12 protein-coding genes are annotated in these 16,043 nt (G+C 62.3%); 8 read left to right on the top strand and 4 right to left on the bottom strand.

The annotated features are described in order from the left end of the window. Window positions 1–64 precede the first annotated feature (64 nt). From WBP07_RS25090 to WBP07_RS25080, 3 genes are all read right to left on the bottom strand, one after another. Window positions 65–193 carry a hypothetical protein gene (locus WBP07_RS25090; RefSeq protein WP_395397804.1) on the bottom strand — a complete coding sequence of 43 codons (129 nt, stop codon included), beginning with the start codon at window positions 191–193 and terminating at the stop codon, window positions 65–67. Beyond that, window positions 190–1,497, bottom strand: a complete 1,308-nt coding sequence (gene fahA, locus WBP07_RS25085) for a fumarylacetoacetase (protein ID WP_395397803.1) — start codon at window positions 1,495–1,497, stop codon at window positions 190–192. Before fahA ends, WBP07_RS25090 begins: the two co-directional genes overlap by 4 nt. A gap of 77 nt (window positions 1,498–1,574) precedes the next feature. Further along, window positions 1,575–2,777 carry an amino acid aminotransferase gene (locus WBP07_RS25080; RefSeq protein ID WP_395397802.1) on the bottom strand — a complete coding sequence of 401 codons (1,203 nt, stop codon included), beginning with the start codon at window positions 2,775–2,777 and terminating at the stop codon, window positions 1,575–1,577. Window positions 2,778–3,011: 234 nt separating this feature from the next. On the opposite strand from WBP07_RS25080, the gene WBP07_RS25075 reads away from it, so the two are divergent. From WBP07_RS25075 to WBP07_RS25065, 3 genes are all read left to right on the top strand, one after another. Continuing rightward, entirely contained in the window at window positions 3,012–3,470 is a 459-nt protein-coding gene (locus WBP07_RS25075) for an Lrp/AsnC family transcriptional regulator (protein ID WP_395397801.1), read from the top strand. Window positions 3,471–3,633: 163 nt separating this feature from the next. After that, window positions 3,634–5,253 (top strand): S10 family peptidase, encoded by a 1,620-nt coding sequence (locus tag WBP07_RS25070; protein WP_395397800.1) that lies wholly within the window; start codon window positions 3,634–3,636, stop codon window positions 5,251–5,253. Further along, window positions 5,250–6,719: a S10 family peptidase gene (locus WBP07_RS25065; RefSeq protein WP_395397799.1), complete on the top strand. Its 1,470-nt coding sequence runs from the start codon at window positions 5,250–5,252 to the stop codon at window positions 6,717–6,719. The genes WBP07_RS25070 and WBP07_RS25065 overlap by 4 nt, the downstream gene beginning before the upstream one ends. 52 nt (window positions 6,720–6,771) lie before the next feature. Here WBP07_RS25065 and WBP07_RS25060 read toward each other — a convergent pair whose 3' ends face one another. Beyond that, on the bottom strand, window positions 6,772–7,227 hold the full coding sequence (locus tag WBP07_RS25060; RefSeq protein ID WP_395398243.1) for an Lrp/AsnC family transcriptional regulator: 456 nt from the start codon (window positions 7,225–7,227) through the stop codon (window positions 6,772–6,774). A 287-nt stretch (window positions 7,228–7,514) separates the two neighbouring features. Between WBP07_RS25060 and WBP07_RS25055 the strand changes: the two genes are divergently transcribed. The 5 genes from WBP07_RS25055 (at window position 7,515) to WBP07_RS25035 (ending at window position 15,758) form a co-directional block, all read left to right on the top strand. Then, a complete protein-coding gene (locus tag WBP07_RS25055) occupies window positions 7,515–8,483 on the top strand; it encodes an ornithine cyclodeaminase family protein (protein WP_395397798.1) in 969 nt (322 codons plus the stop codon). Then, on the top strand, window positions 8,480–10,582 hold the full coding sequence (locus tag WBP07_RS25050; RefSeq protein ID WP_395397797.1) for an amidohydrolase family protein: 2,103 nt from the start codon (window positions 8,480–8,482) through the stop codon (window positions 10,580–10,582). The genes WBP07_RS25055 and WBP07_RS25050 overlap by 4 nt, the downstream gene beginning before the upstream one ends. A 42-nt stretch (window positions 10,583–10,624) precedes the next feature. Then, window positions 10,625–11,941: an APC family permease gene (locus tag WBP07_RS25045; protein WP_395397796.1), complete on the top strand. Its 1,317-nt coding sequence runs from the start codon at window positions 10,625–10,627 to the stop codon at window positions 11,939–11,941. A 172-nt stretch (window positions 11,942–12,113) separates the two neighbouring features. Next, window positions 12,114–13,259 (top strand): pyridoxal phosphate-dependent aminotransferase, encoded by a 1,146-nt coding sequence (locus tag WBP07_RS25040; protein WP_395397795.1) that lies wholly within the window; start codon window positions 12,114–12,116, stop codon window positions 13,257–13,259. Between the two features lie 225 nt (window positions 13,260–13,484). After that, window positions 13,485–15,758, top strand: coding sequence for a TonB-dependent receptor (locus tag WBP07_RS25035; RefSeq protein WP_395397794.1), 2,274 nt, complete (start codon window positions 13,485–13,487; stop codon window positions 15,756–15,758). Window positions 15,759–16,043 lie beyond the last annotated feature (285 nt).

Here is a 16,043-nt window from a genome sequence, read left to right as displayed (position 1 = left end):
ATACCGTGAGTGGCACGTTATACCGTGATTTCTGGACCGGAATAGAAACACGGCAGATCGGGAATTACATTCCTAATGGACGGCGTGCGGAGCCCATTTGCGCATAAATTTTGCGCGAGCCGATGTCCGACGCGAGTCCGTCGGTCGCATCGGCGAGGACAGTCTCGTCGATATCGATATCGTCGCGCTTCACGGGATGGCCGGGGCAGACAGAATGCGGGCGCTGCATTCACCAAAGCCGATTGGGACATATCCGGGAGCATATGCCGTTCCGCGCAGTTCCAGTTCGTCCCCATCTTCCAGGAAGCAGCGCTTCTCGCCAGTCGGCAAGGTGATCGGCTCCTTGCCGCCGACGGTGAGTTCCAGAAGGCTGCCGAACCCGTCGCGGGTCGGCGCGGAGATCGTGCCTGTACCAAGAAGGTCACCCGATTGGAGGGCGCAACCGTTCGAGGCATGGTGGGCAACGATCTGCTGGACAGTCCAGTACATGTTGCTGGCTGGGCCCGAACTCAGCTTGTGGGCCGGCATACCCATTTCCCGCATCCGTCTGCTGGAGATCAGCACTTCCAGGCGGATCGACAGCGCGCCATGGGTCTGGTCCTGCTCGTCCGCCAGGTAGTCGAGCGGCGCTGGGTCTCCGTCCGGCCGCGCAGGCTGGGGAATCCGAAACGGCGCGAGCGCTTCGCTGGTCACGATCCAGGGAGACACTGTCGTGTGAAAGTTCTTGGCCAGGAACGGGCCGAGCGGCTGATACTCCCAAGCCTGCAAATCGCGCGCGGACCAGTCGTTGAGCAGGCTGAAACCAGCAATATGCTCATGCGCGGTGCCGATGGCGATGGGCTCTCCCAGCCGATTTCCGGAGCCGATCCAGACGCCAAGCTCAAGCTCGTAGTCGAGGCGCTTGCTGGGTGCGAATACGGGCGCGGTGGCGTCGGGGGCTTTCTGTTGGCCGCAGGGGCGCCGCACGGGGATGCCGGTCGGCCTGATCGTCGAGGCCCTGCCGTGATATCCGATCGGCACGTACTTGTAATTCGGGAGCAGCGGATTGTCCGGGCGGAACTGGCGACCGACGTTGTTGGCATGATGGATGCCGACATAGAAGTCCGTGTAGTCGCCGATCGTCATCGGAAGCTGGACCATGCCCTCGGCAGCCGGCCGAAGATGAGCCTCGACTTCCGGACGATGGCGAGGGTCGGACAGAAGTTCACTCAATCGCGAACGCAAAATACGGCGATCGGCGGCGGGAAGGCCGAGCAGGCGGTTGAGCGTCGTATCCTGACAGGCTGGGACGCATCGATCGGGAAGCAGGCCGCTGCGCGCGCATCCCGCAAGGTCGAGCACCATGTCGCCGATCGCAACACCGATCCGCGCGGTGCCATCGATTGAAACGACGCCGTAAGGCAGGTTCTGGATCGGAAAGTCCGTGTGTCCGTTCGCGGTTTCGACCCAGCTTTCAAGATCCGGTGCATGGGTTTCGTCGACGGTCCAGAATGGCATTGAAAATCTCCCAACAAATTGTCCCGATGCGGGCGATGTGCGGCCGGAGATCGTCTCTTTTCGGGCCAGCCCGGCTGTCATTTGAGGTAAGGGGCGATACCTGCGACAAAGCCCGGAATGGTTTCCCGGTTGAGGCCGGCGATATTGATGCGGCCGTTGCCCGCCATGTAGATCCCGTGCTTTTCGCGCAGCAGCGCCGGCACACCTGCGGCGACCGGCAAGAGGGCGAACATACCACGCTGCTGGCCGATCGAAGCGAGGCCCGGATGTGCGCTGGCAAGGGCCGTCCGCAGCTCATTGATGCGCCCGCGCATCTCGCTCAGTTCGGACTGCCATGCGGAGCGAAGAGCATCGGAGGCCAGGATGATCCGAACGATTGCCGCGCCGTGATCGGGCGGCATCGACCAGATCTCGCGCGCGATGGCGAGAACGTTGGCGCGGGCGAGGGCCGCATCCTCCGCCGAGGCGCCTTTGATCCAGAATGCGCCGACACGCTCCCGATAGAGGCCGAAATTCTTGTCGCAACTGTAGGCGATCATGGCTTCGGGAAATTGCGCGACGATCTGGCGCGTCGCGGCTGCATCTTCTTCCAGCCCATCGCCCAATCCTTGATAGGCCAGGTCGATGAAAGGTAGCAGGCCGCGCTCGGCGCAGAAATCCCGAATGCGGTGCCAATCGTTCGCGTCGGGCGCCGCGCCGGTGGGATTGTGGCAGCAACCGTGGAGCAGGATCACGTCGCCCGGTTGCGCGGTGCCGAGGTCCTCAAGCATGCCGTCAATGTCGGGGGTAGACCGCTCCTGGTCGTAGAAACGGGTAAGGCGCGTCCTGAGTCTCGCCCGCTGGAAGATCGGAAGATGGTTTGGCCAGGTCGGCGCGCCGACCCAGACCGTGGCTCCGGGACGCGCCCTGGCGATCAGCTCGGCGCCCAGGCACAGTGCGCCCGTGCCCCCCGGTGTCTGCACGCCCGTCAACGCGGACGAGAGCGCGAGCTGCGGGCCGAAGACCAGATGGGCGAGAAGATCGACGTAGCCTTGGTCGCCCTCGGGGCCGAGGTAGCTCTTCGTCGCCTGATCGCGCAGCAATTGCTGTTCTGCCAACTTCACCGACGCCATTACCGGGGTATTGCCGACCCCGTCGCGGAACACTCCGACCCCGAGGTCGATCTTGCCGGCTCGCGGATCGTCGCGAAACGCTTTGATGAGGCCAAGCAGCGCATCGGCCGGTTGCGGTTCGAGCGCGGAAAAAACGGGGGGCCGAGTGGCTTCGAGTATGGCGGTCAACGCATTTCCTTCCCGGTGAGTGCGCATCGAGGCTTTCTTGGAGCGATTGCCCGGCCTTCGACATGGCGGAGAGCGAATTCGGCACTGGCAGGTTGCCGCGCTGTGAAAGCGCGACTTGCCATCGGTGCATTGTCTCAGATAACCGACGCGAATGTTGTTCAAATGGCCCGTGTTTGATGCTTATTCTGTAATGAGCGTTTCACTCAAAGGCAGTTTTCGAGAGGTTTATTCGCGATGGATGCGCTTGATCGGAGAATCGTCGCGGAGCTTCAGAAAGACGGATCGCTCAGCAATTCGCAATTGGCCGAGCGTGTTGGGAGCACTGCGCCGTCATGCTGGCGGCGGGTGAGACAGCTTGAGGATCAGGGCGTCCTGCGGGAGACGGTGCGGCTTGCCCAGCCATTAAGCCTTGGCCAGACCGTCCAGGTGATGTGTCACGCACGCCTCAAGAGCCACACCACCGAAAGCGTCGAGGCTTTCGAGTCCATGGTGCGGGCCGAGCCACGCGTCATGGAATGCCACTCCATGTCGGGCGACTGGGACTATCTGATGCAGATCGTCACCGAAGACGTGGCAGCCTACGAATCCTTCCTCATGAACAGCTTGCTCAAGCATCCCTCGGTGGCGGGCGCCTCTTCCAACTTCGCGCTGCGGACGGTCAAATATACAACGGCTTTGCCGATCAAGGTCTGATCCGGTCCCCGGTTTCCATTTCTGCCGTTGCTGCTCAGCGCATAACCTATGCACAATCGCATGCCGGATCGCTGAAATTAGGAAGATGTTGGTCGCTCGATTGTGACTAGGTTCCATTCTGTCACAGGGGATCCGCGATCCGAACAGCGATGTGGGGGCCAAATTGAAGAGCAAGCAGATACTCGGGTCGGCGCTGGCCGGGTGCGTCGCGCTGCTGGTGCCGCTGGCGACAGCTGCTGCCGAGGACAACGGAAAGCAGGACGAGGGCAAACAAGACAGCCCGGTCCAGACCATTCCGCCACTGCCCCCCAGCACGGCCCAATGGCATGCCGCGCCCGAGGCGCGCCGCCCGGCAATGCCCTTGCGGCGGTTTGTGGCCAAGCGATCGGGTAATTTCGCCGGTCAGTCGATGAAATATACCGTCGTGGCCGAGGACACGGCGATCCCAGACGCGCTCGGCACGCCCAAAGGTTCGATCTTCTCGTTCAGCTACATGAAGGACATGCCTGCCGGAAGCCAGCGCCCGGTCATGTTCATCTTCAACGGCGGCCCGGGTTCGGCTTCGATCTGGCTTCATATGGGCGTCCTCGGGCCGAGGAAGGCCGCGTTCAACGACGTCAATCCCGCGCAGGTGCCGCCTTTCAGAACGGTCGAGAATCCGGACAGCGTGCTGGCCGAGGCCGACCTTGTTTTCATCGATCCCATCGGCACCGGTTTTAGTCGTTATTGGGGAGAGGGTGGTCCGGCCGATTTCTACGGCACCGAGCAGGATGCGGCTTCTGTCGTGCGGTTCATCGAGATATGGCTGCGCAAGCACCATCGCTGGAACAGCCCGCGCTTCGTGCTTGGCGAAAGCTACGGCACGACCCGTGCGGCGCTGCTCTCGCGCCGGTTGATGGGCGGTGTGCTCGACGGTTCGCTCAAGGGCATTTCGCTCAACGGCGTCATTCTCGTGGGCGGCGACGGTGGGCTGTCGCGGCCCGAGGGCAATGCCAAGTTCCTGACCACTTTCACCACGATGGCGGCAACCGCCTGGTATCACGGACTGGTCGACAAGACGGGGCGGGACTTCGACAGCTTCATCGGCGAGGCCGATGCTTTCGCGCAGAACGACCTCGTTCCTGCGCTCGACCGCTGGGATCATCTGGACGCGGCGGAGAGGGCCCGGCTTGCCAAGGCGGACGCAAGCTTCACCGGTCTCAAGACCGACTACCTGCTCGCCAAGGGCTTGCGGGTGATGCCCAGCGATTACGCGACCGAAGTGCTCAAGGACAAGGGTGAGAACGTCGGCTTCTACGATTCACGCTATGTGCTGCCCGCGCAGAACTCGCTTGGCGATCCGGTCGCAGACGATGGGGCCATGGGCCAGTATACCGCCGCGTTCGTCGGCGCATTCAACTCCTATGTTCGCGACGATCTCGGTATCGATATCGACGACGACTACGTGAATATTGATTTCGTCAACGTGAACTTCCCGTTCCAGCGTCCGGGGACGACCCCGAAGGGCGATCCGCTGCCAGGCGAGGATTCCGGTGCCGATCTAGCAGCGGCGATGCGGCGCAATCCCGACCTGCGCCTGATGTCGATCCAGGGCTGGTTCGACATGTTCGGCGCCGTCGGCAACGCCAAGTACGGCATCGCCCAGCGCCACCTGCCGACCGATCGCGTAGTCCAGAAAAGCTACTGGTCCGGCCACATGGCCTATGTGGGTGATGCGGGGATCCAGATGGCCAGCGATCTCAAGGAATTCATTCGAACCGCTTCGAAGGGTAGACAGCCATGAAGAAACTCGCCGCCGTTCTCTTGATGGCTTCTGCCCTGCCGCTTGTGGGCCCGGTGTGCGCTGCGGAAAGCGCTGCGCTGCCCGTTCCGGCTCAGGTTGACCTGTCCGCTCCGATCGTCACCGCGCATACGGGCGTCTTCAATGGTCGCAAGATCGCCTATTCGGCTGTCGTCGAACGTTTCGACACTTCGGCTGCGGACGGTACGCCGGCGGCCCGCCTTGTGGCGATCTCCTACATTGCGAAGAAGGCCGACAAGCAGCGTCCGGTCCTGTTCGTGTTCAACGGCGGTCCAATCGTTTCCTCCTCGACCCTGCACATGGGGGCATTCGGGCCGAAGCGCGTCTCTATCCCGGAGGATATCCATGCGCCGGCCACGAGCTTCAAGCTGGTGGACAATCCCAATACCCTGTTGGACGAGGCGGACCTTGTGTTCTTCGATCCAGCAGGCACGGGCTTCAGCCGTTTTGCTCCAGGCACGTCTCCCGCGACCCAAGCGTCCAATGTCGCGGATTCGCGCCAGCTGGCGCAGATGGTCCTGCAATGGTGCAAGACGCATGATCGACTGGGAGCGCCGATCTATCTCGTCGGCGAGAGCTATGGCACGATGCGCGCGCCCGAGGCGGCCGGGCAGCTCCTTCAGGCGGGTGTCGCAGTCGATGGCATCGTCCTGCTTGGGCAAGCGGTCAACATCATCGAATATGCGCAGCGCCCCGCCAACCTCACGAGCTATGCGGTTTCATTGCAAACTCTTGCCGCGATCGCCTGGGAACAAGGCAAGGCGGATGCAAAGGGCCGCGATTTCGCACGCTTCATGGCCGATGCGAAGGCGTTCGCGATGGAAGAATACCTGCCGGCGCTTTATCTTGGCGGATCGGCTCCCGAAGCACGCCAGCGCGAAGTCGCGGCCAAGCTTGCGGAATTCACGGGGCTCGGAGCCGACTGGTATCTTGCGCATAAGCTGCGCATCACCAAGGCGGAATACCTCAAGACGCTGCTGCCCGGCTACACGCTCAACGCTTACGATGCGCGCTACCGCAAGCCTGCCGGCGGTGAGGATCCGTTCGACCTTGTGACGAAGGCTTACGAGGCCAACTTCGCGCAATATCTCGCCGCCGATCTGAAGGCCGGTAGCGTCGGTAGCTATCTTCCCGGCTACATGTTCCCAGGCGGCCTCAATGGCTGGGACTGGGGCGTGAACAAGTCGCCGTTTGGGGACTGGCCTTACAAGCGACCGATCTCGGATCTGATGGACAAGAACCCGAGGTTCCGCCTGATGGTCGCCAATGGCTGGACGGACACCGAAACGACGGTCGGTGCGATGGAACTGCTCGTCAACGAGGCCCAGTGGCCCAAGGATCGCGTCAAGACCTTTGCCTATCGGGGCGGACACATGGCTTACACCGTGCCAGCGAGCCTTGAAGCTTTTACCCGCGATGTGCGCGCAATGATCGAACGGCGCTGGTGAAATGTCGCGTGTGCGGGGCGTCGGGAGCCCCGCACGCGGGCGGCCAAGTATTTCAAACAGCGCCGAAATTGCGCACCGGTATCGCGGTATCTTCCTTGAGGGTGGTGATCGTGACGATTGACTGCACGTCCTCGACGCCGGGCATCTTGAGAATGACCCGGAAGATGAACTGCTGATACCATTCTAGGGATTCGGCGATCACCTTGAGCATGACGTCGCGCTCTCCGAAGATCGTATGGCATTCCATGATTTCTGGCGTGACCTCCACCTTCCTCAGGAATTCCGCACGTTTCTCGTCGGACAGGGCCTTCATCTTCAAGGTCGAGTAGATCAGCAGCGAGCCCTCGAACTTCTTGCGATTGAGGATTGCGACTTCGCGGGTGATGTAGCCTTCGTCGCGCAGGCGCTGGAGCCGCCGCCAGCAGGGCGATTGCGAAATTCCGACCTTTTCCGCTAGTTCGCTTGTCGAGAGGCTTGAATCCTTCTGAATCTGTTCAAGGATGCGCACGTCCAATGCGGAGAGTTGTTCGGGCAAGGTAGCGCTCCTCAGGTCGGTTTTTGCTAACAATGTCAAAACTCTGCATAAAAATCCCGCGTTTTCCAGAAAATTCGTGGCTCCGTCGGTTTCGACTTGCGGTGGAAAATTTATGCACGGGGCCCGGCGTGGGCCGCCAATTGGAATAATCTTTTCCTTGCCGCAGCCTTAGCGTCCTCCTGACTGCCGCGATGGTCGCCAGCAAAGCTGCCGGCTTTCGCGAAGGGTGAGCGGCCGCCGGCCCAGAAGGAAAGCGATCGATGGATATCCCCTATTACAACGAGGCACGGGTCGAGGAACTTCTCGACCTTGAAGGCTGCATCGTTGCGATGCACGAGGCGATGAAGACGCTGTCGTCGCGCGGCGTGGCACAGCCGCTTCGTCAGATCGTCAGGCTAGAGGGCGACGGTCTGTTCGGTGTGATGCCGGGTGAACTTGGCGCGGAAGGGGGCTTCGGGGCCAAGCTCGTGAGCGTCTTTGGCGATCCGGCGCGTCCCGGCCGCACGCGGCACCGCGGTGTGGTCGCACTCTACGACGGCGAAACGGGCGAGATTGCCTGCCTTGCCGACGCCGAGGCCGTGACCACCATCCGCACCGCCTGTGCCACCGCCATGGCGACCGATTTGCTGGCGCGTTCCGATGCCCGCGTTCTTACCATCATGGGCACCGGCACTCAGGCCCGATCCCATCTCCGAGCTGTCGGCCGTGTCCGCCCCTTCTCCGAGATCCGCGTTTGGGGGCGTTCGGCGGCAAGTGCCGGTGCGCTGGCGGAAGAACTGGCAAGCGAACTCGCAGCGCCGATCTCCGCCATGGATGATCCGCGCGAAGCGGTTGCGGGCGCTGACGTGATCTGCACGGTCACCGGATCGGCCACGCCCGTTCTGTTCGACGATTGGCTGGGCGAGGGCGCGCATGTGAATCTGGTCGGATCCAGCTTCCTGGGCCCGGTCGAGGTTAATTCCGGGCTCGTTGCTGCCGGGCGCTACATCGCCGATTATCGGCCATCGGCGCTTGCCCAGGCGTCGGAACTGGCAATCGCGCGTGAGGCCGGACTCGTGACGGACAAGCACGTCGTCGGCGAGATCGGAGAGGTGATCCTCGGGAGGGTACCGGGCCGCCAGCACGACGCGCAGCTGACCATCTACAAGTCGCTTGGCCACGTGGTCCAGGACCTAGCGGCCACGGCCTATGTGCATCGCCGCGCACGCGCAGCAGGAGAGCAGATGTGAAGTTTCGTATTGTCGCTCTTGCCGCGCTGTTCGCGAGTTCGGCTCTGGTGCCTTCCGCTTACGCCGCCACAACCGAGAAGTTTTCGATCGTGGCGGGCGGCGAGAGCATCGGCGATGTCGTTGCGGTGACCGACGGCAGCCGCGTCACCGTCGACTATCGTGTCGATAACAACGGGCGAGGGCCCAAGCACCGTGAAGAGATCACGATGGGGGCGGGCAAGATCCCCACGTTTTGGACGGTCGCGGGAACCTCGCTGATGGGCGGTCCCGTAGACGAGCGCTTCGCGTGGTCGGCAGGCAGAGCCGAATGGAAAAGCCAGGCCGACGCGGGCAGCCATGCTGCGGCGCATACGCCGCTCTATGTGCTCAACGATGACAGCCCTTATGCCAAGGCGCTCTACGCGCGTGCGACGATGGTGGCGCCGGGCGGCACGCTCGATGTTTTGCCCGGCGGCACGCTCAAGGTTACCAAAGTGCGCGATGCCTCGATCGGCGATGGCGCCAAGGCCGTGGCGGTTTCGATCTACCGGCTTACCGGCATCCAGTTGACGCCGACCTACATCGCTTTCGATCGATCCGGCGGGCTGTTCGCGGTGCTGGACAACAGCGAGACCGGCTCGGGTGGCGTCACCGTGCGCGCTGGCTATGAGGCCGAAGCGCCGAAGCTTGCCGAGCTTTCGAAAGAACTCGACCTGCAGCGGGTAGAGGATCTTCAGAAGAAGCTCGCCCACAATTTCGCGGGGCCTCTGCGGATCGACAACGTTCGCGTTTTCGATCCGCGCGCTGGCACACTTTCCGATCTTTCCTCGGTTGTCGTGATGCGCGACACGATCGTCCAGGTCCGCAAGCAAGCCGATGTGCACGCCGTTCCCGAGGATGAGGCGCGGATCGATGGCGGCGGCGGCACCATCTACCCCGGCCTGCACGACATGCATTCGCATGCGACGCTGGAATCCGGGCTCTACTATCTCGCTGCCGGCGTGACCTCGACGCGCGACATGGGCAACGTCAATTCGTTCATGACCGATCTTCTCGGCCGCATTGCGTCGGGCGAGGTGGCTTGGCCGCGCATTACGCCGTCGGGTTTTCTGGAAGGCCGAAGCCCCTATTCGGCGCGGATGGGTTTCATTCCCGAAACGCTCGACGCGGCGATTTCCGACGTCGGCTGGTATGCCGACCATGGCTATCCCGAGATCAAGATCTACAACTCGTTCAATCCGGACTGGGTGAAGCCGGTCGCCGCCGAAGCGCACCGGCTGGGCCTCAGGGTTTCCGGCCACGTTCCGGCTTTCTCCAGCCCGGACCGCGTGATCGGCGACGGCTACGATGCGATTGCCCATGTCAACCAGCTGATGCTCGGCTGGATTCTCGATCCGAGCGAGGATACCCGCACCCCGCTGCGCCTGACCGCCATGTCGCGGGGTGGCCAACTCGATCTTACGTCGCCGCGCGTGCGCCAGACCATCGATCTCATGAAAAGCCACGGAACCGCGCTCGATTCCACCACCGTGATCCTGGAAATGCTGATGGAGAGCAACGCCGGCGAAACGCCGAGCTTTGCCGAGCACTACTTCGATCACATGCCGATCGGCTGGCAGCGTTATCGCAAGCGCAGCTATGTCGACAAGAGCAACCCGGCCACCAAGAAGGCTTATGATGACGGCTTTGCAAAAATCCTCGAAGTCCTGAAAACGGTGCATGCCGAAGGCATCCGCCTTCTGCCCGGCACCGACGAGACGACCGGCCTGACGCTCCTTCGCGAGATCGAACTCTATGTGAAAGCCGGGCTGACGCCTGCCGAAGCGCTGCGCACGGCGACGCTGGGGGCGGAGGAGTACTTCGGCCGCAGCGATCATCTGGGAACCATCGAGCAGGGCAAGCTGGCCGATTTCGTGCTGGTTGCGGGTGATCCTACGAAGGATATTACCGAGATCTATCGCCCGCGTATGGTCGTACGCGGCGGCACGGTCTACTTCCCGTCGGAGATCGACGCGGAGATCGGCATCAAGCCCTTCGCATCCGCGCCGACCATTGCCGCGCCGCTCAAAATGCCGAAGGCAGGAGGGGCTGCCGATGCTTCGATCTTCGATGAATTTTGATAGACTTACCTGGCCCGCAGGCAAAGATTCCCGGAGGAATGCGTGAAATCCAAGACCGGTCAATTGCAGCGGGACGTAGGGCTGTGGGGCGTGATCACGCTCGGCGCGGGCACGGCGATCGGGGTTTCCATCTTCTCGATTCTTCAGCCGACGGCCGAAGTCGCCGGCTCGGGCCTTCTTGCCGCGATCGTTATCGCGGTCGTGCCGATGATCCTCTTTGCGATCTCCTATGCCTATCTGGCGTCGGTCGATCCCGTGTCGGGCGCATCCTACGAGTGGCCTAGCCGATACATTCACCCGTCCGTCGGGTTCCTGATCGCGTGGATGCGGATCATTTCCAATGTCGGGGCCATCACAATCCTGGCGCAAGTTATGGTGAGCTATCTCGGGATGATCGTGCCCATCCCGCTCAAACCGGCGATGGCGGTGGCGATCACGCTTGTCTTCGGGCTCAATTTCTTCGGCGTCTCCGTCGCCGCGCGCGCGCAGTCGATCCTGATGCTGGTGCTGCTGGCGGTGCTGGCGATCTTCGTGGTGTCGGGCATCGGTTCGGTAAATCTGGCCCGCGTCGGAAATCCTCTGGCCGGCGGCGTCCTGCCGGTGCTTGCCGTGGTCCCACTGCTTATAAGCCTGTTCCTCGGTATCGAATCCGCAGTCGAAATCGGTGAGGAAGTTCGCAATCCAGGCCGCAATATTCCACTCGGCATCGCGCTGGCCTGCTTGCTGGCTGCGGTGGTCTACGGGTTGGTCGCCTTTACCGCGCTCGGCCTTCTCGGCGCGCCGGCGCTGGGGGCCAGCAAGGCACCGCTGCTCGATGCGGCGCGCGTGACGCTCGGGTCCTTCGCAGTGCCGTTGATCGTCGGCGCGGCAACCGTTTCCATCCTCAAGTCGATGAATGCCGCCGCCATGGTCTTCTCGCGCAGCCTTTTCGCGATGGGCCGCGACGGTGCGCTGCCGACCGTATTTTCCGCCGTCCACCCGCGCTTCGCAACGCCCCACATGGCGATCCTTCTGGGCTACATCTGTGCGATGAGCGGCCTGCTGCTGCCGGAAAGCCTGATCTTCCTGCTGCTTGCCGTGAACGTTCCGACCATGATCAAGTACATGGCCTGTTCGCTGTGCGCGGCGCGGGTCGCGCGGGAGCGTCCCGACCTTCATGCCCGCTCGTCCCTGCGCTTCAGTCCGGCGCTGGTGCAGGCAATCTCGCTTGCGGGCGCGCTTGCGGCGCTGTCGATTGCGACATTCGGGATCGAGGCCGATGCCCGTCCTTATCTTCTTGTCGGGGGATGGTTCCTGATCGGCCTTGCCTACTGGTTCGTGCGCGGCCGTCGCCATGTGAACGTGGTGCCGGCCGCCTAATTCGCGGCGGCATTGGACGCGATCGCGCGAGTTCTATGCCCGATCCGCATCCGATGGCCGTATAAAAGCATAAACCGTTCGCCAGGCCCGCCTTACAATGCGCAGGTCTTGAGTTTGGGGAAATATTTTGTCCGATAAGCCGTGGTTGAGCCCCAGCAGTTATTCGAAATGGGTGAGCGACGCACTGAAGTTGGGTGCCGCGCACGGAGGCAAGATCGTCAGCCTTTTCGACAGTTCGGTTCCCGAACCGCGCGCTTTGCTGCGCGAAACGATGGTGCGCGCGATCGCGCCGGAACTGGGCGACAAAGTCGTCACAGCCTTTGGCGGCGGAAACCGGTTCGTGCTCGACGCTCTTTCGGCAAAGTACACGGTGCCGCGTGAGCAGGTGCTCTGCACTTCCGGCGCGACCGCGTCGCTGGCGCTGATCTATCACACCTTTGCCGCGCCCGGCGATCACGTGTTGATCGAGCGGCCCGGCTTCGACCTCTTTGCCGACCTTGCGGTCGATCTGGGTATCGAGTGGGAAGGGTTGGAGCGCCAGGCGCCGGACTTCTCGATCGATGTCGACGCAATCGAAGCGATGATCCGCCCGAATACGCGGCTGATCGTGCTTTCCAACCTGCATAACCCTTCCGGCATGGCTATCGAGCACGAAAAGCTCGATCGCCTTGCGCAGATCGCCCATCGGCGCGGCGTGGTGCTGGTCGTCGATGAGGTCTATGCCGATTATGCAAGCGAGGCACAGCGCCCGGTTCCGGCCTTTCGCCTCTCACCGGCCGTGGTCTCGATCTCCAGCCTCACCAAGATTTTCGGGCTTGGCAACTTGCGCTGCGGATGGCTGATCGCCGACCGCGCGATCGTGGATGCGGTGCGTGAGGTTTCGATGCGCATCGACTTCGGCGTGTCGTCGCTCTCCCATGCGATGGCGGCCTATGTCTTTGAAGAATATGATCGTTACGAGGAGTATTCGCACGCGATCGTAGGCGAGGCGCGACCGATCTTCGAGGAGTGGTTCGAACGTCTGATGGATGAGGGGCTGATCGAAGGTCACCTTCCGGATGCCGGATGCATTGCATTCCCGCGGATCCCGGCGATTGTCGATACCGAAGTGTTCTCCCGCTGGCTGCTCGAACGCAGCGGGGTGCTGGTGGCACCGGGCGGCCATTTCGGGGCCCCGCAGAACATCCGCATCGGCTTTGCCCACAAGCCCGGCGTGCTGCGCCAGGGCCTTGCCGCGCTTGAAGAGGGTATCAGAATCTTTGCAAGCCAGGCTTCGGAGGGAAAAATCATTCCTGCTCCCGCTCTCTCGCGGGAATGATTATGTCGCGCGGCGTACGGGCTGGCGAAGTCCGCATAAATTTGTCCAGCGCCAAGGTTTAGTCTCCAAAATGTAATCTAAGAGGCCGCGGAGGCCCAGTTTCGTTCAGGGAAGAACCGGGAAGTCGGCCGTTCGCGATGAGCGCCGTTTCCCGCGGGTAGCGATTGCGCGCGCAAGCTTGTGGGGGCGTGCGCATTCGCTTGTTCAGCAAAGGAGGGATTCAGAATGAAGAGATTCGGGCGCTCGGTATCGATTTCCATTGCCGCACTCGCGATGGGCCTCAGCCAGCAGGCCTTCGCCGATGAAGCTGCTGCCCCGGGCGGTGACAGTTCCGCGAGTTCGGGCGGCGAGGACATCGTCGTTACGGCGCAGAAGCGTCAGGAGCGCCTGCTCGATGTGCCAGTGGCGATCACCGCCATCAGTTCGGAAGCGCTCACCAGCCAGAATCTCAACCGTCTGTCGGACTACTTCGACAGGGTGCCCGGCCTGCAATTCTCCGGCCAACGCATTTCCGCTCTCTCTCTGCGCGGCATCACCACGGGCGGCGCCACGGGGCCGACGCTGGCCATGCTGGTCGACGATGTCCAGTTCGGTTCCTCCACCGGCGGCGGCGCGACGCCGATCCCCGATTTCGATGCCAGCCAGATCTCGCGGATCGAAGTCCTGCGCGGTCCGCAGGGCACGCTCTACGGCGCCTCCAGCCTTGGCGGCCTGATCAAGTATGTGCTGAAGGAACCGAGCACCCAGGAATTCTCCGGCCATCTTGAGGTTGGCGGAACGCATCTTACCAAGGGTGATGAAGGCTGGGTGACGCGCGGTTCGGTCAACGTGCCGATTTCCAATTTCCTGGCAGTCAGCGCCAGCGGCTTCTACCGCGATGACGCGGCCTGGCTCGATAACGTCAACCCGGCAGCGCTGAAGGCCAAGGACACGAACAGCCGCAAGGTCTGGGGCGTGCGCGGCGCCGCGCTTGTGCAGCCGACGGACAATCTGAAGTTCGTGTTCTCCGGACTTTATCAGAAGCAGAAGGCGATCAACAGCGACCTGGCCGTGACATCGGGCGGCGTACAGATCTGCGCGGCGTGCTATGCGGACTCTTCGGCTCCGGTAACCTTCGACCAGCGTAATCCGGACTTGTCGATCAACGCGCTGGATTCGTTCAACAACGCCAAGTTCCAGCTCTATTCGGCGCGCGGCGAACTCGATCTTGGCGGCGCGACGCTGACCTCGATCACGGCCTGGAGCCGCGCCGACAATATCCTGACGAACGACGTTTCGAGCGTCTTTCTTCGCCTCTTCAAGCTGCCGTTTTCCTACGGCACCGCGGCAGATGGTGGCTCGGTCACGATCGGCAATGCCGACTACACGCACAAGTTCTCGCAGGAACTGCGCCTCTCCGGTGAAAACAAGCTGTTCGACTGGATCGTCGGCGGGTTCTACACGATCGAGCATGCAGGGGTCGATCAGAGCCTTTACCTCTACGATTCCACAGGCGCTTATTACGACACGCCCTACGTTGCGGCAGGCCCTTCGTCCTACCGCGAATACGCTGCGTTCGGAGACCTGACTTTCCACGTCACCGACAAGTTCGATGTTCAGGTTGGCGGTCGTTACGCCAAGAACAAGCAGCAATCGGCGATCGACCTGACGACGACCGACCAGGCATCACCGCTGTTCGGCGAGAGCGCCATACAAGTCGTCAATTCCAAGGACGACGTGTTCACCTGGCTGGTTTCGCCCAGCTACCACATCTCTCCGAACATGATGGTATATGCCCGCGCGGCATCGGGCTATCGGCCCGGCGGCCCCAACCTCGAAAGCTCGGTGGTCGCCAGCTACGGGCCGGACCGCGTGATCAACTACGAAGTGGGCTTCAAGGGCAATATCGTACCCGGTCTGCTCTCTATCGACACCGCGCTGTTCCAGATCGACTGGAAGGACATCCAGCTTCAGGGCACGGCCGCTTCGCAGCAGACCTTCATCGCCAATGGCGGCAAGGCGCGCAGCCGTGGCTGGGAATTCGCGGCCACGCTCACGCCGTGGAAGGGGATGACCGTCACTGGCAATTTCGCGCTGACCGATGCCGAACTACGTGAAGCTCTGCCCGATCTGGGTGACGGCAGCCTGACCGGGGCGAAGGGGGATAACCTGCCCTTCACGGCAAAGTTCACCACCAGCATTTCCGCCGATCAGCGGCTTGTCGTGAACGACCATCTGGATGCTACCTTTGGCGCGACGCTGACCCACGTCGGTGATCGTCCCAGCGCGTTCTCCAGCAATCTGGCCAACCGCGGACGCTTCGACATTCCCGCCTATACCACGTTCGATCTGCGGGCCGGCGTCGAGTACGACAAGACCTGGAACGTCTCGCTCTACATCCGCAACTTCTTCGACACGCGGGCCATCACCGTTGCGGACGATCGCAACGGAACCAGCGTGCCGACCGCGCTCTACCTGATGCCGCGCAGCTTCGGCATCACGCTCGGCCGGGATTTCTGATCTGGCAGGCGGACCTGCATTCCGGCATCGGAGTGCAGGTCCGCCTAGATTTTCGTCGGTTCGCGCTGCTTCGCCTTGGGGAGTCGTATCGCGAACCTGCAGGAACGGAAGCACCACCGGGCCTGCTGCCGCAAGGGGACGGTATTTCGGCCGCTGAAGGACACTCATGTCCCTTGTGCCCTTCGGCGGCCGAGATGCAAGACGCGAGCATTGATGCATGGAAGCAAAGGTTGCCGCGCCGGTTGCGGCATCGGAAGAACCCGATTGCGGCGCACGGTGCAGTCT

This window comes from Novosphingobium oxfordense, assembly GCF_044029435.1.
GTDB lineage: Bacteria > Pseudomonadota > Alphaproteobacteria > Sphingomonadales > Sphingomonadaceae > Novosphingobium.
Note: the sequence above shows the minus strand (reverse complement) of the source record. Positions and strands in the feature narration are given on the sequence as shown.

Excerpts from the sequence above, each read along its gene's own strand:
- fahA (WP_395397803.1), bottom strand. The coding sequence starts at position 1,497 with ATGCCATTCTGGACCGTCGACGAAACCCATGCACCGGATCTTGAAAGC.
- WBP07_RS25075 (WP_395397801.1), top strand. The coding sequence starts at position 3,012 with ATGGATGCGCTTGATCGGAGAATCGTCGCGGAGCTTCAGAAAGACGGA.
- WBP07_RS25065 (WP_395397799.1), top strand. The coding sequence starts at position 5,250 with ATGAAGAAACTCGCCGCCGTTCTCTTGATGGCTTCTGCCCTGCCGCTT.
- WBP07_RS25055 (WP_395397798.1), top strand. The coding sequence starts at position 7,515 with ATGGATATCCCCTATTACAACGAGGCACGGGTCGAGGAACTTCTCGAC.
- WBP07_RS25035 (WP_395397794.1), top strand. The coding sequence starts at position 13,485 with ATGAAGAGATTCGGGCGCTCGGTATCGATTTCCATTGCCGCACTCGCG.